We start from the raw sequence: 20,511 nt of genomic DNA, 5'->3' as shown, positions 1-20,511 counted from the left end.
ATCATTCCGCCTGAAAGGAGCCTGTTCTCTCTATGAGCCAACCCGCCTCTGCCGCACCTTCCCGCAAAAAGACAGTGATCTCGCTGCTGGTGCTCGCCGCACTTACCGGCATCATCGTGCTGCTGTTCAAGGACAACTGGGCCGAGATCACCGAAGCGCTTTCGCAGCTGTCCGCATGGCAGGTGCTGGTGGTGCTGGCCATCGGCCTCAGCTATCCGCTGCTGGAGGGGTGCGTGGCGTGGGGCATCGTGCGCAGCCGCATCCCGGGCTTCAGGCTCTGGCAGGGCATCGATACCGCGTGGTGCGGCACCTTTGGCAATGTGGTCACGCTGGGCGCAGGTGCAGTGCCGGTGCAGACATGGTATCTGCACCGCTGCGGCCTGCCGGTTGGCCCGGGCGTGGGCCTGATGACCCTGCAGTACGTGTTCCACAAAACCACCGTGCTGCTGTATGCCACGGTGATGCTGCTGTTTCAGCACAGATGGCTTGCCGCCAACACCACCGGTGTGATGAATTATCTGCCCATGGCATACGCTGTAGTGGCGGCCATCATTGTGGTGCTGGTGCTGGTGTGCGTATCGCCGCTGGTGCAGAACCTTGCCCGCTGGCTGATGCGTCTGCTGCCCAAAACGGAAAAATGGCAGCAGCGCCGCGCCGACTGGCAGCAGCAGCTGGATGTTCTGGGCGAGGAGAGCCGCCGTCTGCTGGCGGATAAGCCCCGCTGCGCTGAAATTCTGGCATTGCAGGCAGTCAAGCTGTTCGGGCTGTTCTGCCTGCCCTACCTGTGCATCCGGTTCATGGGGCTTTCCCCTCTGAGCTTTTTGCAGGTGCAGCTGCTCACCAGCTTGATGCTGTTTTTGTCCAACGCCCTGCCCAATGTGGCCGGCATGGGCTCCATCGAGACGGCATTCCTGCTGGTGTTCGGCAGCTTTCTGGAGCGCGGCGAGGTGATGAGCGTGATGATGCTCTACCGCATCGCCAGCTATTATGTGGTGTTCGCCGCCAGCGCCGTGGGCTTCTTCTTTGCCCAGCGGCATCTGACCGATCTGGAGCCGCCAAAGGAGGATTGACCCGCCATGAAAGATAAGCGCATCCTGTCCCGGTTCGGCATTGTCATTTTAGTGCTGCTTGCACTGGTGCTGATCTTTCCTTCCGCAAAGATCGATCTTGCATCCGGGATCAAGGCCAGCACACAGGCCAGTGTCCGGGTGGAACACATTCAGAACTTTGCCCGCTCCGCAGAGATGGATGTTCAGCTGCTTTCTGCCGACGACCCTGCCTATCAGCAGATCGCAAACGTGCTTTCCGGCCTTACCTGTGTCAAGCGGTTCAACCAGCAGTATTCCTCCTACAGCCACGAATACCCGGTGGATTCCGTCACTGTGAGCTACTACGATGATGCCGAGAACAATAATCTCCTGTTCACCGTCTACTCCGATGGCACCGCCATCGTGAACAGCCAGTTCGTAAAGGTCAAAGCGCCCAAAGGCGGCGCGGAGGAAGTGTATCAAAAGCTGGCGGAGATCGTGAAGTAAAACTCCTTCCGTCTGCTCGCTGCACTCGCATCCACCTCCCTCAATGAGAGAGGCTTTGGCAAAACTGTAAAGTTTTTCGCACTGCCAAGGGCTCCCTCTTTGAGGGAGCTGGCATGGTGTCAGCCATGACTGAAGGAGTTAAAAACAAAAATCGGGGCACGCAGGTGGTCAAGCTGCATGTCCCGTTTTTGTTTTTCTTTTGCACTTGGTGCGGTACCAATCACACCGAATGCCGCGCATCGAGCCGTGGGAGCAAACTAAAACCACAGCTCACTTGAAAAAAGAGAATGGAATGGAGGAATTGGCGTTTGCGCAGCAATGAAAGCCCCAGTGGGGCTTTTAAGCCACAAAGCGGTCTTGCGTAAGCAAGATGGAGCGGCCCCGCCGCGACAAACTTGGGGTCTGTGCACATTACACAAACCGGTTTTTCACAGACGCTTTTGCAGAAGCATCTGCTTTTCTGGTGCAACGTGGTTAGATTCGTCTAACCTCGTTGCGAGAACAGAATACCACAGCCGGTTAGTCTTGTCAACCCTTATTTTTCGATTTTTTTCGCAAAATAGGTGCACCGCCGGGATTTCAGCGCTTTTTCTACATTCTGCCCAAAGAAAGCCCTTTGCTTTGGAAGAAAACCCACTTGTTATCTATTGCTTTTTAAAGGGGTTCTTGCTATTATAATAACGCAAGATTTTGTGGGCAGGTTTTCATTTTTGTCTACACCTTGTAGTTGGGGCTGCCGCAATCGGCAGTTCAAGACCGTTTTGCCCCCAGAAAGCCGCCATACAGAGCGGTTTTTCAAAGGCTCATTAGTTAGAAAGCGCTAACTGCGTAATGGAGCAAGGAGGTTCCAATGATCAATTTTGAACAGTGGGAAGGCTTTGAGGGCCGCATCTGGAAAGAAGAAGTCAATGTGCGCGACTTCATCCAGAAGAACTACACCCCGTATGACGGCGACGAAAGCTTTCTGGCCGGCCCCACCGAGGCTACCGACAAGCTGTGGGGTGCCCTGCAGAAGCTGCAGAAGGCCGAGCGCGCCAAGGGCGGCGTGCTGGATATGGAGACCGAAGTGGTCAGCAGCCTGACTGCTTACGGCCCCGGCTATATCGACGAAAGCCTGAAGGATCTGGAGCAGATCGTGGGTCTGCAGACCGACAAGCCCCTCAAGCGCGCCTTCATGCCCTACGGCGGCATCAAGATGGCAGAGCAGGCCTGCACCACCTACGGCTACCAGCCCAGCGAGGAGCTGCACAAGATCTTTACCGATTATACCCGCACCCACAATCAGGCTGTGTTTGATGCCTACACCCCTGAGATGAAGGCGGCCCGCCACACCCACATCATCACCGGCCTGCCGGACACCTACGGCCGCGGCCGCATCGTGGGCGACTACCGCCGCGTGGCCCTGTACGGCATCGATGCACTGATCAAGTTCAAGCAGGAGGACTTTGCCAACTGCGGCGACGGCACCATGACCGACGACGTGATCCGCCTGCGCGAGGAGATCGCCCGCCAGATCAGTGCTCTGAAGGGCATGAAGAAGATGGCCGAGGCCTACGGCTATGATATCTCTCAGCCTGCAAAGAACGCTAAGGAGGCCTGCCAGTGGCTGTATTTCGGGTATCTTGCCGCCATCAAGACCCAGAACGGCGCTGCCATGAGCGTGGGCCGCATCTCCACCTTCCTGGATATCTATATCCAGCGCGATCTGGACAACGGCACCCTGACCGAGACCCAGGCACAGGAGCTGATCGACCACATGGTCATGAAGTTCCGCATGGTCAAGTTTGCCCGCATCCCCAGCTACAACCAGCTGTTCTCCGGCGACCCCGTGTGGGCAACGCTGGAAGTGGGCGGCATCGGCATGGATGGCCGCAGCATGGTCACCAAGAACTGCTACCGCTTCCTGCACACGCTGGAAAACATGGGCCCCGCACCGGAGCCGAACCTGACCGTTCTGTACTCCTCCGCCCTGCCGGAGAGCTTCAAGAAATATGCCGCCAAGGTGTCCATCGATACCAGCTCTGTCCAGTACGAGAACGACGACGTGATGAAGCCCGTGTGGGGCGATGATTACTCCATCTGCTGCTGCGTGTCTGCCACCCAGACCGGCAAGGAGATGCAGTTCTTCGGTGCCCGCGCCAACCTTGCCAAGTGCCTGCTGTACGCCATCAACGGCGGTGTGGACGAGAAGAGCCACGAGCAGTGCGGCCCCAACTATGCCCCCATCACCAGCGAGTACCTGAACTACGACGAGGTGCTGCCCAAGTATGTCCAGATGCTGGACTGGCTGGCTGGCCTGTACGTCAATGTGCTGAACCTGATCCAGTATATGCACGACAAATACTACTACGAGGAAGCCGAGATGGCCCTCATCGACACCGACGTGCGCCGCACCTTTGCCACCGGCATTGCAGGCTTCTCCCACGTCATCGACTCCCTGAGCGCCATCAAGTACGCCAAGGTGAAGGTAGTGCGTGACGAGAGCGGCCTTGCCACCGGCTTTGAAACCGAGGGCGACTTCCCCAAGTACGGCAACGATGATGACCGCGCCGACGAGATCGGCGTGTGGCTGCTGCGCACCTTCCTGGAGATGATCAAGAAGCGCCACACCTACCGCAACTCTGAGGCTACCACCTCTATCCTGACCATCACCTCCAACGTGGTGTACGGCAAGTACACCGGCGCGCTGCCCGATGGCCGTGCCGCATTCACCCCGTTTGCTCCCGGTGCAAACCCCAGCTACGGCGCAGAGCAGAACGGCCTGCTGGCTTCCCTGAACTCGGTGGCAAAGCTGCCCTACCACTGGGCACTGGACGGCATCTCCAACACCCAGACCATCAACCCGGACGCTCTGGGCCACAGCGAAGGCGAGCGTGTGGAGAATCTGGTACAGGTCATGGACGGCTACTTCGATCAGGGCGCACACCACCTGAACGTGAACGTCTTTGGCAAGGAGAAGCTGCTGGATGCCATGGAGCACCCCGAGAAGGAGGAGTACGCCAACTTCACCATCCGCGTCTCCGGCTACGCTGTCAAGTTCATCGACCTGACCCGCGAGCAGCAGATGGACGTTATCTCCCGCACCTGCCATGCAGCCCTGTAACCCCATCGGCTATGTCCACTCGCTGGAATCCTTCGGCTCTGTGGACGGCCCCGGTGTGCGCTTTGTGGTGTTTTTGCAGGGGTGTGCCCTGCGGTGCAAATACTGCCACAACCCGGAAACGTGGGCTGCGGAGGGCGGCGAGGAATGGACGGCAGAAAAGCTGTTCCAGCGGGTCTACCGCTACCGCAACTACTGGGGCAAGAAGGGCGGCATCACGGTCAGCGGCGGTGAACCGCTGCGCCAGATGGAGTTCCTGACGGCATTCTTCGAGCTGGCCCGCTCCAAAGGCGTGCACACGGCTCTGGATACCGCCGGGCAGCCCTTCCGGCCCGATGACCCGGATTATCTGGCCGGTTTCGACCGGCTGATGAAGTCCACCAGTCTGGTCATTCTCGACCTGAAGGAGATCGACCCGGAACGCCACCGGCAGCTCACCGGCAAAGACAATGCCAACATCCTTGCGATGGCGCGGCATATTTCTGACCTCGGCATCCCGCTGTGGATCCGGCATGTGCTGGTACCCGGCCTGACCGACGACGAGGAGGGCCTGCGCAGGACCGCAGACTTTATCCGCAGCCTGAAAACGGTGCAGCGGGTGGAGGTACTGCCCTACCACACGCTGGGCCTGTTCAAGTGGCAGAAGCTGGGCATCCCTTATCCACTGCCGGACGCCGTGCCGCCCACCGCGGAGCAGGTGAAGCGTGCAGAAGAACTGCTGGAAGTGAGCAGGTATCCCGGCTAAGCTCCTGATTTGAAAAACGACCGTTTCCGGTGTGCAGAATGCGCCGGGAGCGGTCGTTTTTTCTTGACTTCCCTTCTGTACACCGTTATAATGAAAAAAGTAAAAAAGGAGAAACAGCCATGCAGATTTTCAATACGCTGACCCGCCAGAAAGAAGAATTCGTGCCGCAGGTGCCCGGTGAATACCGCATCTATGTCTGCGGCCCTACCGTTTATAACTATATCCACATCGGCAACGCCCGCCCGCTGATCGTGTTCGATACCCTGCGCCGCTACCTTGAGTACCGTGGCAACAAGGTGTTCTATGTTTCCAACATCACCGATATCGACGACAAGCTCATTAAGAAGGGACAGGAAGAGGGCACCTCCATGAAGGAGGTTGCTCAGCGCTTTGAGGCCGAGTACCTCAAGGATGCCGCCGGCCTCAACTGCAAAAAGCCCACCGTCCAGCCCCGGGCTACCGAGCACATCCAGCAGATCCTGGATATCGTGAAGGATCTGATCGACTCCGGCCACGCTTATGTTGCCAAGAACGGCGATGTGTACTTCCGGGTGAAGAGCGACCCCGAGTACGGCAAGCTGAGCCACCTGAAGCTGGACGATCTGGAGAGCGGCAACCGTGAGCTGCGCAGCCAGATGGACGACGACCTGAAGGAGGACCCCGCAGACTTTGCCGTGTGGAAGGCCGCAAAGCCCTGTGAACCTGCATGGGAAAGCCCCTACGGCATGGGCCGTCCGGGCTGGCATATCGAGTGCAGCGCCATGAGCCGCACCCATCTGGGCAAGACCATTGATCTGCACTGCGGCGGTCAGGATCTGATCTTCCCCCACCACGAGAATGAGATCGCACAGAGCGAGTGCGCCAACGGCTGCACCTTTGCCCGCTACTGGATGCACAACGGCTTCATCAACGTGGACAATCAGAAGATGTCCAAGAGCCTGCACAACTTCTTCACCGTGCGGGACGTGGCGGATGTCTACGGCTACGAACCCATCCGTTATTTCATGCTGACCGCAGGCTACCGGATGCCGCTGAACTACACCGTGGACCTCATCGAGAGCTGCAAGAACAGTCTCGAGCGCCTGTACACCTGCCGTGAAAATCTGGACTTTGCCCTGACCAAGGATGCCTTTGGCACCGACGAGACTCTGAAGGAAAAGGCTGCCGAGGCCCGCACCAAGTTCTGCACTGCCATGGACGATGACCTGAACACCCCGGATGCACTGGCTGCCGTGTTCGATCTGGTCAAGGAGATCAACACGCTGTCGGCTGTTTCCTCCAAGGATGCCCTGCAGACCGCCGCCGCTGCGTTCGACGAGATCACCGGCGTACTGGGCCTGCTGTACAACCGCAAGAAGGACGAGGTGCCCGCCGAGGTGACCGAGCTGGTAGAGAAGCGTGCCGCCGCCAAGAAGGCCAAGGACTGGGCCACTGCCGATGCCATCCGTGCACAGCTGACCGAACTGGGCTGGGCGGTCAAGGATACCGCACAGGGCCCGCAGCTGAGCAAGCTCTAAATTAAAGTAAAGCTATTCGCGGCATGTTGCGGATGGCTTTACTTTTTTGCACGCATTTGCCATAATAAGGAAGAAGATCAGCTTTGCGGAGGGAACAGCAATGAAGGTCATGGTTTTTGACGTAGGAGGCACCGAGATCAAATATTCGGTCATGGACGAGCAGATGAACCGTTTCGATGCCGGTTCCGTGCCCACGCCGCAGGATACGCAGGAGCATTTTCTCGACACAATATACGCTCTGTATGCACCGCATAAGGATGAAGTGGACGGTATCGCCATGGCGCTGCCCGGCTTTGTGGATGCCAACACCGGCTATGTCTCCAACGGCGGGGCACTTCTGTACAACACCGGCACGCAGGTGGGGCAGCTGGTGCGCGAAAGATGCGGCTGCCGTGTCACGCTGGAAAACGACGGCAAGGCTGCAGCCATTGCAGAGCTGCGGGCCGGTGCCTTGCAGGGCTGCTGCAATGCGGCAGTGTTTATTATCGGCACCGGCGTGGGCGGCGGCATCATTGCCAATGGCCAGCTGGTGCGCGGCGTGCACTTTACCGCCGGAGAGTACAGCTTTGTGAACACCAACGCCGACGAGTGGGAGAATACCGAAAAAACCATGGCCTGCCAGTGCAGCACCAAATACCTGCTCAAGTGGTATCGTGCCCGCAAAGGCCTGCCCGCCGATGCCCCCATGAACGGTAAACTCTTTTTTGATGCCGCCAATGCCGCCGAGCCGGAAGCGCTGGAAGTGCTGGAACGGTTCTGCAAGATGGTGGCCGTGCAGATCTACAACCTGACCGTATTGCTGGATGTGGAAAAGGTAGCCATCGGCGGCGGCATCAGCAAGCAGCCGCTGCTGCTGGACGATCTGCGCCGGGTATATGCCGGGCTGTTTGCTTCCCGTGGGGAATCACCTTACATGATCGGTCTGCCCCGCTGCGAGATCGTGCCCTGCCATTTCAGCAGTGAAGCCAATCAGGTGGGAGCATTGTATACCTATCTGCAGGCGGAAAGCAAAACCATTTAATGGCTTCCGCTTCGCTCTAGCCATATTCAGCGGAACAATTATTTTTACAAAGCAAACTCCGGCAGACTGCGGTCTGCCGGAGTTTGCTTTTTCACAGGATAGAGCCGTATTGGAAAACGGCATCCTCCCTTAGATTTACTTATTGGTCAGCCGGTTGAAGTGCGGCTTTTCGTCTTCTTCCTTCTTCGGTTCCGGCTTTTCCGCCGGGGTCAGGCGCACCTCGGTCACGCGGCGCTTGGCCGTGCGGGTAACGACACCGTCGTACTCGCCCAGCGTGAACCGGTCGCCCACCTTGGGCAGATGGCAGGTTTTTTCCTGCACCAGACCGTTCACCGTATTGGAATCGATGTCCTCATCCTCCGGCAGGCCCAGCCTCTCATACAGGTCGTCCACACCGGCACTGCCCAGCACGATCCAGCTGCCATCCGACTGCCTGCGGAAGTCCTCGGTCGCTTCGTCGTGCTCGTCCCAGATCTCGCCCACCAGCTCTTCCAGAATGTCTTCCAGCGTGATGATGCCCTCGGTACCGCCGTACTCGTCCACCACCACCGCCATGTGATGGTGCTGCTCACGCAGGGTGCGCAGCAGCTGGGAGATCTGGGTGGAGCCAGTGGTATAAAGGGTGGGCTTCACAAGGTCTTCCAGCGTGGTATCCTTGCGCAGACGGCCAAGGTAAAAGTCCTTTTCATGTACCACACCGATGATGTTATCAATGGTGCCGTGGTAAACGGGCAGACGGGAATATCCCGATTCCGCAAAGGTATCGGCCACCTCATCCAGCGAGAGATCGTCCTCCACCGCGATCACATCCACGCGGGGTGTGAGGATCTCCTCCACCTCCACATCGTCAAACTCAATGGCGCTGCGGATGAGCTGGCTTTCCCGGTCGGTCAGCTCGCCGTCGTTCTCGGCCTCGCTGACCATGGTCATCAGCTCACCCTCAGTGATGGTGTCCTCCTCGGTGCTGCGGATGAAATGCCCCAGCAGGCGCTTCCACTGGCTGAACAGCCAGGTCAGCGGGGTGAACAGGATCATGAGCAGGTTCAAAAAGGGCGAAACCGCCGTGGCAACCGTCTCCGGCATCTCCTTTGCAAGGCTCTTGGGGGTCACCTCGCCAAAGATCAGAACCACAATGGTCAGCACGAAGGTGGACACCGTCGCGCCCCGCTCCGGGTCCAGCAGGCGGGTGAACAGCACTGTGCCAATGGATGCTGCGGCAATGTTGACGATATTGTTGCCGATGAGGATGGTGGAGAGCAGCTTGTCGTACTTTTCCGACATAGCCAGCACGCGGGCTGCTGCCGAATCGCCGTCCTCGGCGCGGCTTTTCAGGCGGATCTGGTTCAGGGAAGAAAATGCGGTCTCAGAGGCGGAGAAAAAGGCGGAAAATGCCACCAGAATGATCAGTGCCGCCAAAAGCGTAATACTGCCATCGTCCATAAAAAGGGAAATCACACTCAACTTTCTGTTTTTATTAAAGAACAGACTCCCTCAGTCTGCTTCGCAACCAGCTCCCTCAAAGAGGGAGCCTTGCCGCGCGATGACGGAAGGAGTTCTTTCCGTATACAAAAATGTGCTCCCCATCGTTGCTGTTCCGCGATGAAAAGCACATCAATGTTATTTGTAATCATACCATATTCTGTACGGTGGTGCAAGCTTTCTTGCCGCAAAGTCCGTACTGAACAGGTAAAATTTACATTATCGCAGGGTCAAAGCGCCATTCTCACAGTCCACCGTCAGGGTGTTGCCCTCGGTATAGCTGCCCTGAATGATGGCCTTGGCGATCAGGGTCTCCACACGGCTCTGGATGAACCGCTTGATGGGACGTGCACCATAGACACTGTCGTAGGCAGAATCGATGATGAAGTCCTTGGCGGCGGTGGTGACCTCCAGCTTGAGGTGCTTGCCCTCGTCCATGCGCTTGCGCAGATCCTGCAACTGCAGATCCACGATCCTGCGCATCTCGTCCTTGGTCAGGCTCTTGTAGTAGACGATCTCATCCAGACGGTTCAGAAATTCGGGGCGGAACTTGCTCTTCAGCAGCTGGTCGATCTGGTGCTTTGCTTCCTCGCTCAGCTCGTTGGAGCCGTTGGCACGGCGCTGCTCCAGATCGTTCAGGATGATGTCGCTGCCCAGATTGGAGGTGAGGATGATGACCGTGTTCTTGAAGTCCACGGTGCGGCCCTGACTGTCGGTGATGCGGCCATCGTCCAGCACCTGCAGCAGGATGTTGAACACATCGGGGTGGGCTTTTTCCACCTCATCGAACAGCACCACGCTGTAGGGCTTGCGGCGCACAGCCTCGGTCAGCTGGCCGCCCTCTTCGTAACCGACGTATCCCGGAGGCGCGCCGATCAGACGGCTGACGCTGAACTTCTCCATATACTCGGTCATATCGATTCGCACCATGTTGCGCTCGTCGTCAAACAGGGCCTGTGCCAGTGCCTTGGCCAGCTCAGTCTTGCCAACGCCGGTGGGGCCGAGGAACAGGAAGCTGCCGATAGGGCGGTTGGGGTTGGCGATACCGGCGCGGCTGCGCAGGATGGCCTCGCTCACCTTGGTCACAGCCTCGTCCTGACCGATGACCCGCTGGTGCAGCACATCGTCCAGATGCAGCAGCTTCTCGCGCTCACCCTCCACCAGTTTCTCCACCGGGATGCCGGTCCAGCGGGCCACGATGCGGGCGATCTCCTCATCGGTCACTCGGTCACGCAGCAGGCTGTCCTCCTTCTTGGCGGCGGCGATCTTCTCTTCCTCTTCCAGCTGTTTCTGCAGCTGGGGCAGCTTGCCGTATTTCAGCTCAGCAGCCTTGTTCAGGTCGTACTCGCGCTGAGCCTTTTCAATGTCGGCATTGGTCTGCTCGATCTGCTCACGCAGGGATTGCACCTTGCCGATGGCGTTCTTCTCGTTCTCCCACTTTGCCTTCATGCTGCGGAACTTGTCCTGCAGCTCGGCCAGCTCCTTTTCCAGATCCTTCAGGCGGCTCTGGCTCAGGGCATCGGTCTCCTTTTTCAGGCTCACCTGCTCGATCTGCAGCTGGGTGATGCGGTGGGCCAGATCGTCCATCTCGCTGGGCATGCTGTCCATCTCGGTCTTGATCATGGCGCAGGCTTCATCCACAAGGTCGATGGCCTTATCCGGCAGGAAACGATCCGTGATATAGCGGTCGGAAAGGGTGGCAGCGGCGATCAGGGCGCTGTCGTTGATCTTCACGCCGTGGAACACCTCGTAGCGTTCCTTCAGGCCGCGCAGGATGGAGATCGTGTCCTCCACGGTGGGCTCATCCACCTGTACCGGCTGGAAGCGGCGCTCCAGAGCGGGGTCTTTCTCGATATACTGGCGGTACTCGTCCAGCGTGGTGGCACCGATGCAGTGCAGCTCGCCCCGGGCCAGCATGGGCTTGAGCAGGTTGCCTGCGTCCATGGCACCATCGGTCTTGCCGGCACCCACGATGGTGTGCAGCTCATCGATGAAGAGGATGATCTTGCCCTCGCTCTTCTTCACCTCGTTCAGCACGCTCTTCAAGCGCTCCTCGAACTCGCCGCGGTATTTTGCACCGGCCACCAGAGCGCCCATGTCCAGACTGAACACGATGCGGTCCTTCAGGTTTTCGGGCACATCGCCGCGCACGATCCGCTGTGCAAGGCCCTCTGCAATGGCGGTTTTGCCAACGCCGGGTTCACCGATCAGGCAGGGGTTGTTCTTGGTCTTACGGGACAGGATGCGGATCACGTTGCGGATCTCCTGATCACGGCCGATGACGGGGTCCAACTTCTGCTTGCGGGCAAGGTCTACCAGATCCTGACCATACTTCTGCAGGGCGTTGTAGGTCTCCTCGGGATTGTCGTTGGTGACGCGCTGGTTGCCGCGCACTGCTGTGAGCTGCTGCAGGAACTTATCTTTCGTGATGCTGAACGCACGGAACAACTCGGTGGTGTTCTGGGTCTGCTCGTCCAGCAGACCCAGGAACACATGCTCCACGCTGATATAGTCGTCCTTCATGGCCTTGGCTTCTCGGGCGGCGGCGCTGAGCACCTTATCGGCAGCCTGCGAGATATAGACCTTGTCGGGGTCACGGCCGGAGCCGGAGACCCGGGGCAGAGCCGAAAGCTTTTCGGCCACGGCGGCAGAAAAGCTGCCGGGATCAACATTCAGCTTCTGCAGCAGCTGCGGGATCAGGCCCTGTTCCTGCGAAGCGAGGGCGTGCAGCAGATGTTCAGGTTCCAATTGATTGTGCTGGTACTCCACAGCCAGCTGCTGCGCTGCCTGCAGAGCCTCCAGCGTTTTCTGTGTATATTGATTGGTATTCATAAAGTCAAGCCTCCATTCATACCGGAAGGTTCATTTTAGCGGACGCGATAGTCATCTGCTAAAAGTTCGGTGCAGAGATGCTGCCGAACGGGAAGCAGCGGCTATTCTTCAGTTGTTTCACGGTTTCAAGCACCTCCTGCCGAACTGGTTTTACTTGTTTTAGCACTCTATCTGTTCGACTGCTAAAACTATACTCCTGTTTTCCCACTTTGTCAATAGGGTTCATAAAAAGTTTGCAAATCACAGTTTTTGCTAGAAAAAACACGCAGCCTTGCCATACCGTTCGTCGCGTAAGCGACTTAAAATCGGCGCAACACAAAAAATCCTCTAGCGCAGCGACTTGGATTTTTTGTATGGAGCCCATCTGCTTTGGGATTATTAAGGGCGAGCAGCCCTTAGTTTGCAACGGCGACGACCGCGGCCGGCGGCCGAAACAGGGAGGAGCTGTTGGGGCAGCGGCCTGCAGGATGCGAGTGCCGCGCAAGGCACGAAGCAGACGCAGGGAGCCGCAACCCGCCGCCTCCCGCGCCTCGAAAGTAGCGGAGACCTTGCCGCGCTGAACACGCGGCATTTGCTTTGCAAACCGGGCTGCGGCTTAAAAGCCCCACTGGGGCTTTCATGCCCTGCGGGCACCGCCGTCCTTTCTGGTTCTCTTTTGGCACGCAAAAGAGAACTTATCCGGTGGAGAAGAATTGCATAAAAGTCAAGAAATCTGTTCCACTCGAATACGCTCTGTATGGGAAGCATTGCTCTAAAAAAAGAACCCCAAAAAATCCATAGATTTTCTGGAGTTCAAAAATTCATATAATGTGATCTCAGCCCTGCTTTTTCCAGCGGCGCATCACGCCCATGCCCAGCGCATAGGGGCCGGTGTGCACGGCAATGGTGCAGCCGATCTGCAGCAGGCCCACTTCGCACTGAGCGCCGGGGTACTTTGCACGCAGGGCCGCGCGGGTCTGCATCCACAGGCGCTTGCCTTCCTCTTCGTCGTAGCCGTAGCCTACGGTGATACGGTAGTCGTCCGGGGTGCCGCCGTGGGCATCCAGATAGTTCATCAGCTGTTCCAGCGCTTTTTCAAAGCTCTTCTGTCGGCCGCGTGCCACACCGCCGGAGAAGATCTCGCCATCCTTGAACAGGATCATCGGCTTGATGCCCAACATGTTGGCTGCACGGCCCGTCACCTTGCCAATGCGGCCGCCCTTGATGAGATAGTCCAGATTGCCTACCGTGAAGAAGATCTGGTTGGTAGCTTTCTCTGCTTCCAGCCATGTCACGGTCTCGTCCAGCGTGCAGCCTGCGTCCCGCATGGCCACGGCGTTTTCCACCATGGTGGACTCGGTAACGGTAGCCGCCGCGCTGTCAATGACCTCAATGCGGGCATCGGGGAAATCTTCCAGCACCAGATCCCGGGCATTGCGGGCGCTGCCCACACAGCCGCTCATCTTGCTGGTGAACACCAGACACAGCACATCCCGGCCAGCAGCAGCATGGGCACGGAATGCCTGCTCAAAGTCCTCAATGGAAGCAAGGCTGGTTTTGGGGTAGGCCGAAGGGTTGTCCACCATGAACTGGTAGAAGTCCCGCACGGCGATTTCCTTGCCTTCTTTGCGGTAGTGCTCGCCGTCCAGCGAGACATAGAAGGGCACGACCTCGATTTGGAGCTGTTTGGCAGTGTCCAGCGTCAGGTCGCATGCGCTGTCGGTAATGATATCAAACATCTGTGACGCTTCCTTTTCTGAATCATTCAGGAGCTTTGCAGGGGATCATACGTGGTGGATATAAGCCTCACGCTCGGCACCCACAGAGATGTAGGTGATCTTGCAGCCGACAGCCTTTTCCAGATATTCCACGTAATCGCGTGCTTCCTTGGGCAGGTCTTCCCACTTGCGGGCTGCGGTGATATCACAGTGCCAGCCGGGCAGGTACTCCACCACGGGCTGTGCGGTGTCCAGAGCTTCGCCCATGGGGAAGCGGGTGGTGGTGCTGCCATCGGTCAGCTTGTAGGCAGTGACCATGGGGATCTTTTCCATGTAGTCCAGCACGTCCAGCAGGGTCAGAGCAACTTCATCGCAGCCCTGGCAGAACACGCCGTAGCGGCTTGCCACCAGATCGATGGGGCCAACGCGGCGGGGACGGCCGGTGGCTGCACCGTACTCGTGGCCAGCCTCACGCAGGTCGTGCTTTTCCTCTTCGGTCATAGCCAGCTCGGCAGTGAAGGGGCCGTCACCCACGCAGGAGGAGTAAGCCTTCATCACGCCGATGGAGTTGTGCAGCTTGTGGCCCGGGATGCCTGCGCCGATGGGGGCGTAAGCACCGATGACGTTGGAAGAGGTGGTATAGGGGTAAATGCCGAAATCGATGTCGCGCAGAGCGCCCAGCTGAGCCTCGAACAGGACCTTCTTGCCTGCAGCGTCTGCATCGGCCAGATACTGGCCCACATCGCAGATGTAATCCTTGAAGATGGCGGCATACTTTTCGAGCCATGCCCACATCTCATCCACGCTGATGGGAGCGGCGTTGTAGCTGCCCTCCATGACCAGATTCTTGGAATCCACCATGGTGACGAGGCGCTTCTTCACAGCGTCGTCCAGATGCAGCAGGTCGCCCATGCGCAGGGTCTTCTTCATGTACTTGTCGCCGTAAGCGTAGGCAATGCCGCGCTTGGTGGAGCCGAACTGTGCGCCGGTTTTGGACAGACGTGCTTCTTCCAGACCGTCCTGCTCCACATGGTAGGGCATGGTGATGGTTGCACGGTCGGAGATCTTCAGGTTTGCCGGGCTGATCTCAACACCCTGCTCCCGCAGCTTGTTGATCTCGCCGTCCAGATGATGCGGGTCGATGACCATGCCGTTGCCCATAACGCAGACCACGTTCGGACGCAGGATGCCGGAGGGCAGCAGATTCAGCACGAACTTGCCGCGCTCGTTCTTAACCGTGTGACCGGCGTTGTTGCCGCCCTGATAACGTGCAACGATGTCATACTCCTGGCTGATGAGGTCGACCATGCGGCCCTTGCCTTCATCGCCCCAGTTGATACCCGTAATTGCAGTAAGCATAATAAATGACCTCTTTATCATTTTTTCAAAAGACAGCCTTTTCCGTGCACCTTGCCCGGGATACGCCACCTTGGGAAAACACATCAGCAGGCATACACAAAGCACATACCAATGCAAGTATAGTATAGCACAGATCGCCGTGCAAAAAAAGAGGAAAACACAGCTTTTGGCTGCGTTTTCCTCCAAAAAAGTGTGCGCAAAATTGTGCGTTCAGCTGCGGGGGTTCTCAAGGTCGGCACGGCGGATCACCTTGTGGATAGTGCCGTCCGGCTCCTGAATGGAGGTGTTGGCCAGCTGTGCGCGCAGGCTGGCCTTCATGTCGTCGATGTATTCGCGGCGCAGGGCCTGCTGCTCTGCCTTTTCGGCCTCGGTCAGGCCAGTGGTCTTGCTCTTTTTTGCCAGCTCGTTGATGCGGGCGATCTTTTCCTGTGTCATGGTGCCTCCTGTATTTTCAAGCGGAATATGTTATAATAAGAAAGCAAACCCTCTCAGTCATTGCTGTGCAATGCCAGCTCCCCCGAAAGGGCGAGCTTTTTAAGGAATTTTCTCAATCAGTATAGCAAAGGATGATAAAAATGGCAACTCAATTGAATTTTGCACAGCAGATGGATGCCGTGCTCAAAACGCTGGACGGCACCCGGCCGCGCCTTTTGCTGCACGCCTGCTGCGGCCCCTGCTCCAGCGCTGTGCTGGAACAGCTGTGCCAGTATTTTGAGATCACAGTGCTTTACTATAACCCCAACACATGGCCTGCAGATGAATACTACCGCCGCGGCGAGGAACTGAAGAAGTTCGTGGTAGCAGCCCATCCTCTGGGCGTGACCGTGGTGGAGGACCACTACGACCCGCAGGAGTTCTACTCTGCTGTCACCGGCCTTGAAAACGAGCCGGAGCGGGGCAGCCGGTGTACGATCTGCTACCGGCTGCGGATGCGCCGGGCGGCGCAATACGCCAGTGAGAACGGCTTCGACTGGTTCACCACCACACTGTCCATCAGCCCGCATAAAGATGCCAAGCGCATCAATGCCATCGGGCAGGAGCTGGAAGCCGAGTTCGGCGTAAAGCATCTGCCTTCGGACTTCAAAAAGCACAACGGCTATCTGCGCAGCCTGCAGCTTTCGGAGGAATACGGCCTGTACCGGCAGGATTACTGCGGGTGCGAGTTCAGCGCGAAAGCACGTGGCATTGAGAAATAACCCTCTCAGTCATTGCTACGCAATGCCAGCTCCCCCGAGAGGGGAGCTTTTTCTACTTTCCAACGGTTATTTTCTTTACTGAAAAGAGAATACCAAACGGTTTTAGCGCATAAAGCTCCCCCTTCGGGGGAGCTGGCGCGATAGCGCCTGAGAGGGTTTATTCCTCCGGCAATCTAGCTACCAGCAGGGTGAAAATAATCAGCCCCACGCAGGGCACGATGTTGGAAGCCATACCGGCGGCAAGGCCGGCCTTTTCGGCTACGATGCCAATGATCCACGGCATGAGGATGGCACCGCTGGATGCCACCGGCAGCATGATGCCCATGCTGGTCACGCTGGTCATGCGGCCCGCGCTGGCCACAGCGGTGGGGTTCAGGCCCGCCATGGAGAACGCAAACGCAAACAGCAGCACGATGGCCATGGCCTGCGTGTGGGCCATGACCAGCAGCACATAAAAGATCGTACACAGCACGCTCATGCCCACCATGGCCTTGCGCGGGCTCTTGAACGGGAACACGAATGCGATCAGCAGACGGGCCACCAGCGTGGCACCCCACATGACCGTGACGGTGTAAGCCGCCAGTGTACCCGCAATGATGCCGCTGCCCTTGAAGTAAGTGACCATCCAGCCGTTGACGCTCTGCTCTGCAGCGTTCTGGAAGAACAAAAGGCCGGTCAGCATCCAGAACCGTGCCGAACGCAGAAAGCTCCAGTCAATGGCCTGCTTTTCCTTGGCATTCTTGGCCTTGCCGCCGCCCAGCGGGGTAAAGGCATATACCAGCCACAGTACAAGTCCCAGTGCCGCCAGCAGGAACACCGCCAGCTCAGTGCTCACCTTCGCCGCTGCCGCAATGAGGAAGGGGCACAGCAGCGCACCGCAGGCGTAGCAGCTGTGCATCAGGTTCATGCCGCGGGTGCGGTTGGCCGAGTTATCGCTGACCAGAATGGTGCAGGTGTTCATGACGCTGCCCTTGGCAATGCCCACCAGAAAAAACGCCAGCGCCAGCACCGCCACGGCACCCGTCAGGCCCATGATGCCGTAGCCCACCGCATAGCCGATGGTGAGCAGCAGCACACTGGGCTTCATGCCCAGTACACTGGGCAGCATACCAATGAGCAGGCCTGCCAGCAGATTACCCACACTCATAAGTGAGAGCAGAGTGCCGGTCATGCCGTAGGCAAAGCCGTAGCGCTCCTGCAGCAGGCTGACCACCACGCCCGCACTGATGGCACAGATGCCACTGAAGAAGAAAGTAAGAAAGCCTGTATTCCGCAGGCGTGCAGACTGTTGTTCCATAATCGTCCTCTTTCTGTGAAAATATCCTCCTTCTATTTAACCATAATTCCGCATCATTGCAACCGGATTTTCTTACAAAAAGTTGCAAAAAGCCCGCCGGGGCATGGACGATTTAAAATGCCCTCCGCTTGCGCTCTGGGCATCTTCAGCGGAAAAATCATTTTTAATTTCGCGTTTGGAGCGACCGCATTTGCACAGCAATGAAAGCCCCAGTGGGGCTTTCAAGCGGCAGAGCGGTCTGCGTAAGCAGATGGAGGGGCGTTGCCCCGACAAGCTCTGCGGAGCGCTCCAAACGCTTTTTCACGAGAGGAGCTGTGACGGGAAAATGCATCTCATCTCTGCGACCTTTCTTGTGAAAATGGTAGAACGGAACGCCCGCAGGCGTTCCGTTCTACCGAAATTCAGAAGAATATTTCCTTGAATTATGCCCAGAGCAACGCGGAGGGCATTCCCAATCATTTTCTATGCAAAAAGCCCGCCGGGCATCGCTGCACGGCGGGCTTTGGTTTACAGTTTACTCTGCCTTGGTCTCGGGCTTTGCCTCAGCCTTGGCTTCCGGCTTTGCTGCGGGGGCAGTAGCGGGAGCGGCGGGCTTCACCACGGGCTTCGGGGGATTGGGGTCATCCTTCAGCGGGAAGAGGATGATGTGCTTGGGGCACTTCTGGGCACACATGCCGCAGCCCTTGCACTTGTCATAGTCGATGCGGGCCACGCCATCCACCACGTGGATAGCGTCAAACTTACAGGTGCGCTCGCACATACCGCAGGCAATGCAGGAGGTGGTGCAGGCCTTCATGGCCACAGGACCCTTGTCCTTGTTGGAGCACATGACCACCGGCTTGCGCGGGCCGCCCACGTCGATCATGATGACCTGCTTGGGGCAGATGTTTGCGCAGGCACCGCAGCCGGTGCACTTGTCCTTGTCCACCTTGGCAACACCGTCCACAATGTGGATGGCATCGAACTTACACACCTTGGTGCAGTCGCCCAGACCAACGCAGGCAAAGGAGCAGGTCTTGGGGCCGCCGTACAGTGCAGCAGCGGCTGCACAGGTCTGGATGCCCTTGTAATCATAAGCAGGCTTGCAGTGCTCGGAATTGCCCTGGCACTGGACAACCGCCTTCTTTTCCACAGCGCTGGCCGTGCCGCCCATGATCTTGGCAATGGCAGCGGCAGCCTTGGGGCCGCCGGGTGCGCACTTGTCGCAGGGCACGCCGTCCATGACCACAGCCTTTGCGTAGTCCGCACAGCCTGCGTAGCCGCAGCCGCCGCAGTTTGCACCGGCAAGGCAGTTGGTAACTTCTTCAATGCGGGGGTCTTCCTCCACCGCCATGAACTTGGACGCTGCGACCAGAACGATCGCGCCGACTGCGCCCACGATGGTACACAGGATAACAGCAGATACAATATTCATAATCCTGTTCCTCCCTTACAGCGTGACATTGAACAGGTTTTCGACGATGCCGCCGAAGCCCATGAAGGACAGGCTGGTGATTGCTGCTGCGATCAGGGTGATGGGCAGGCCCTTGAAGGGTGCCGGGGGATCGCAGGCTTCCACGCGCTTGCGCACGCCGCTGAACATGACCATGGCCAGCATGAAGCCGCAGCCTGCGCCGATGGCACACACCAGAGCCTCAATGTAAGCAACACCGAAGCCCATAGCAGCCACATCTGCGCCGTAGTCGCCCACGACCAGAATGGTGACAGCCAGAACACAGCAGTTGGTGGTGATCAGGGGCAGATAAACGCCCAGAGAGTTATACAGTGCAACCACGTACTTCTTGAGGAAGATCTCGATGAACTGCACCAGAACAGCAATGACCAGAATGAACACGATGGTCTGCAGGTAGCTCAGACCAGCCGGGTCCAGAATGAAGATCTGGATGGGGAAGGTAACGGCCGTTGCCATGAACATGACGAAGATGACGGCGCCGGACATACCAACCGCAGAATCCAGCTTTTTGGAAACGCCCAGGAACGGGCAGATACCGTAGAACTTCACCAGCACGTAGTTGTTGACCAGGATCATGCTGAAGAAGATCGCAGCGAGTTTTACTAACATCTTATTCTGCCTCCTTCTTCAGGTTATCAAGGTCGCAGCAGCTCTTGCGCTCGATGCGGGCATCCAGCTTGCCTTCCAGCCACACACAGCCGGCCATCAACAGGCCAAAGCAGAAGAATGCGCCGGGAGCCTGCGTCATGATGGAGACCTTGGCAACGCTTTCCGGGATCACCTGGAAGCCCAGCCATGTGCCGCTGCCCAAGATCTCACGGATGGATGCCATCAGGGTAGCGGTGAGGGTGTAGCCAACGCCCATGCCCACGCCGTCCAGTGCGGAGTCCACGATGCTGTTCTTGCAGGCGAACATCTCGGCACGGCCCAGAATGATACAGTTGACAACGATCAGGGGCAGGAACACGCCCAGAGCGTTGTACAGGCTTTCCATGTAAGCCTGCATGAACATCTGAACGATGGTCACGAAGCTTGCGATAATGACGATGTAGCAGGGCAGATGCACCTTGCCGGGGATCACCTTGCGCAGCAGGGAGATCATGATATTGGAGCACACCAGCACGAAGGTGAAGGCGGCACCCATGCCCAGAGCGCTGGAAACTGCAGTGGTAACTGCCAGAATGGAGCAGGTACCCAGAACCAGACGCAGAACGGGGTTTTCTTTGATAATGCCGTTGGTAAGGATGCTTACCTTGGACTTATTTTCTTGTGCCATTTCT

At 57.8% G+C, this 20,511-nt stretch carries 16 protein-coding genes; 7 read left to right on the top strand and 9 right to left on the bottom strand.

The features are described 5' to 3' along the window. Window positions 1-32 precede the first annotated feature (32 nt). The 6 genes from DWY76_RS06695 (at window position 33) to DWY76_RS06670 (ending at window position 7,918) form a co-directional block, all read left to right on the top strand. The gene (locus DWY76_RS06695) at window positions 33-1,070 is read left to right on the top strand and encodes a lysylphosphatidylglycerol synthase transmembrane domain-containing protein (protein WP_120080540.1); all 1,038 of its coding nucleotides are present in this window, start codon (window positions 33-35) and stop codon (window positions 1,068-1,070) included. A 6-nt stretch (window positions 1,071-1,076) separates the two neighbouring features. Next, window positions 1,077-1,535, top strand: coding sequence for a hypothetical protein (locus tag DWY76_RS06690; RefSeq protein WP_097781327.1), 459 nt, complete (start codon window positions 1,077-1,079; stop codon window positions 1,533-1,535). Between the two features lie 850 nt (window positions 1,536-2,385). After that, entirely contained in the window at window positions 2,386-4,638 is a 2,253-nt protein-coding gene (gene pflB, locus DWY76_RS06685) for a formate C-acetyltransferase (protein WP_120080538.1), read from the top strand. Beyond that, window positions 4,625-5,380 (top strand): pyruvate formate-lyase-activating protein, encoded by a 756-nt coding sequence (pflA, locus tag DWY76_RS06680; protein ID WP_005943928.1) that lies wholly within the window; start codon window positions 4,625-4,627, stop codon window positions 5,378-5,380. Before pflB ends, pflA begins: the two co-directional genes overlap by 14 nt. A gap of 119 nt (window positions 5,381-5,499) precedes the next feature. After that, window positions 5,500-6,897 carry a cysteine--tRNA ligase gene (cysS, locus tag DWY76_RS06675; protein ID WP_120080536.1) on the top strand — a complete coding sequence of 466 codons (1,398 nt, stop codon included), beginning with the start codon at window positions 5,500-5,502 and terminating at the stop codon, window positions 6,895-6,897. Window positions 6,898-6,997: 100 nt separating this feature from the next. Then, window positions 6,998-7,918: an ROK family protein gene (locus tag DWY76_RS06670; RefSeq protein WP_044953953.1), complete on the top strand. Its 921-nt coding sequence runs from the start codon at window positions 6,998-7,000 to the stop codon at window positions 7,916-7,918. Between the two features lie 135 nt (window positions 7,919-8,053). Here the strand turns inward: DWY76_RS06670 and DWY76_RS06665 are convergent, their stop codons facing one another. The 5 genes from DWY76_RS06665 to DWY76_RS06640 all read right to left on the bottom strand — a co-directional run bounded on the left by DWY76_RS06665 (window position 8,054) and on the right by DWY76_RS06640 (window position 15,720). Then, window positions 8,054-9,358: a hemolysin family protein gene (locus tag DWY76_RS06665; protein ID WP_005943918.1), complete on the bottom strand. Its 1,305-nt coding sequence runs from the start codon at window positions 9,356-9,358 to the stop codon at window positions 8,054-8,056. Between the two features lie 258 nt (window positions 9,359-9,616). Further along, window positions 9,617-12,229, bottom strand: a complete 2,613-nt coding sequence (clpB, locus tag DWY76_RS06660; RefSeq protein WP_005943912.1) for an ATP-dependent chaperone ClpB — start codon at window positions 12,227-12,229, stop codon at window positions 9,617-9,619. 815 nt (window positions 12,230-13,044) lie between these two features. Next, window positions 13,045-13,947 (bottom strand): DegV family protein, encoded by a 903-nt coding sequence (locus DWY76_RS06650; protein WP_005943906.1) that lies wholly within the window; start codon window positions 13,945-13,947, stop codon window positions 13,045-13,047. Window positions 13,948-13,992: 45 nt separating this feature from the next. Continuing rightward, complete coding sequence (locus DWY76_RS06645; protein WP_044953951.1) at window positions 13,993-15,285, bottom strand: adenylosuccinate synthase; 1,293 nt, start codon at window positions 15,283-15,285, stop codon at window positions 13,993-13,995. Window positions 15,286-15,495: 210 nt separating this feature from the next. Then, entirely contained in the window at window positions 15,496-15,720 is a 225-nt protein-coding gene (locus tag DWY76_RS06640) for a DUF896 domain-containing protein (protein WP_120080532.1), read from the bottom strand. Window positions 15,721-15,851: 131 nt separating this feature from the next. On the opposite strand from DWY76_RS06640, the gene DWY76_RS06635 reads away from it, so the two are divergent. Then, the gene (locus tag DWY76_RS06635; RefSeq protein WP_120080530.1) at window positions 15,852-16,481 is read left to right on the top strand and encodes an epoxyqueuosine reductase QueH; all 630 of its coding nucleotides are present in this window, start codon (window positions 15,852-15,854) and stop codon (window positions 16,479-16,481) included. Window positions 16,482-16,638: 157 nt separating this feature from the next. On the opposite strand, the gene DWY76_RS06630 is transcribed toward DWY76_RS06635, so the two are convergent. The 4 genes from DWY76_RS06630 to DWY76_RS06610 form a co-directional block, all read right to left on the bottom strand. Continuing rightward, the gene (locus DWY76_RS06630; protein WP_120080528.1) at window positions 16,639-17,778 is read right to left on the bottom strand and encodes an MFS transporter; all 1,140 of its coding nucleotides are present in this window, start codon (window positions 17,776-17,778) and stop codon (window positions 16,639-16,641) included. Window positions 17,779-18,292: 514 nt separating this feature from the next. Further along, complete coding sequence (locus DWY76_RS06620) at window positions 18,293-19,192, bottom strand: RnfABCDGE type electron transport complex subunit B (RefSeq protein ID WP_120080526.1); 900 nt, start codon at window positions 19,190-19,192, stop codon at window positions 18,293-18,295. 15 nt (window positions 19,193-19,207) lie between these two features. Continuing rightward, window positions 19,208-19,840 (bottom strand): Rnf-Nqr domain containing protein, encoded by a 633-nt coding sequence (locus tag DWY76_RS06615; RefSeq protein ID WP_005943888.1) that lies wholly within the window; start codon window positions 19,838-19,840, stop codon window positions 19,208-19,210. Between the two features lies 1 nt (window position 19,841). Further along, window positions 19,842-20,507: an electron transport complex subunit E gene (locus DWY76_RS06610; RefSeq protein ID WP_005943886.1), complete on the bottom strand. Its 666-nt coding sequence runs from the start codon at window positions 20,505-20,507 to the stop codon at window positions 19,842-19,844. Window positions 20,508-20,511: the final 4 nt, after the last annotated feature.

It is taken from the genome of Faecalibacterium sp. AF27-11BH (assembly GCF_003603005.1).
In the GTDB taxonomy this organism is placed as follows: domain Bacteria; phylum Bacillota; class Clostridia; order Oscillospirales; family Ruminococcaceae; genus Faecalibacterium; species Faecalibacterium taiwanense.
This window is presented reverse-complemented; position numbering and strand designations above follow the sequence as displayed.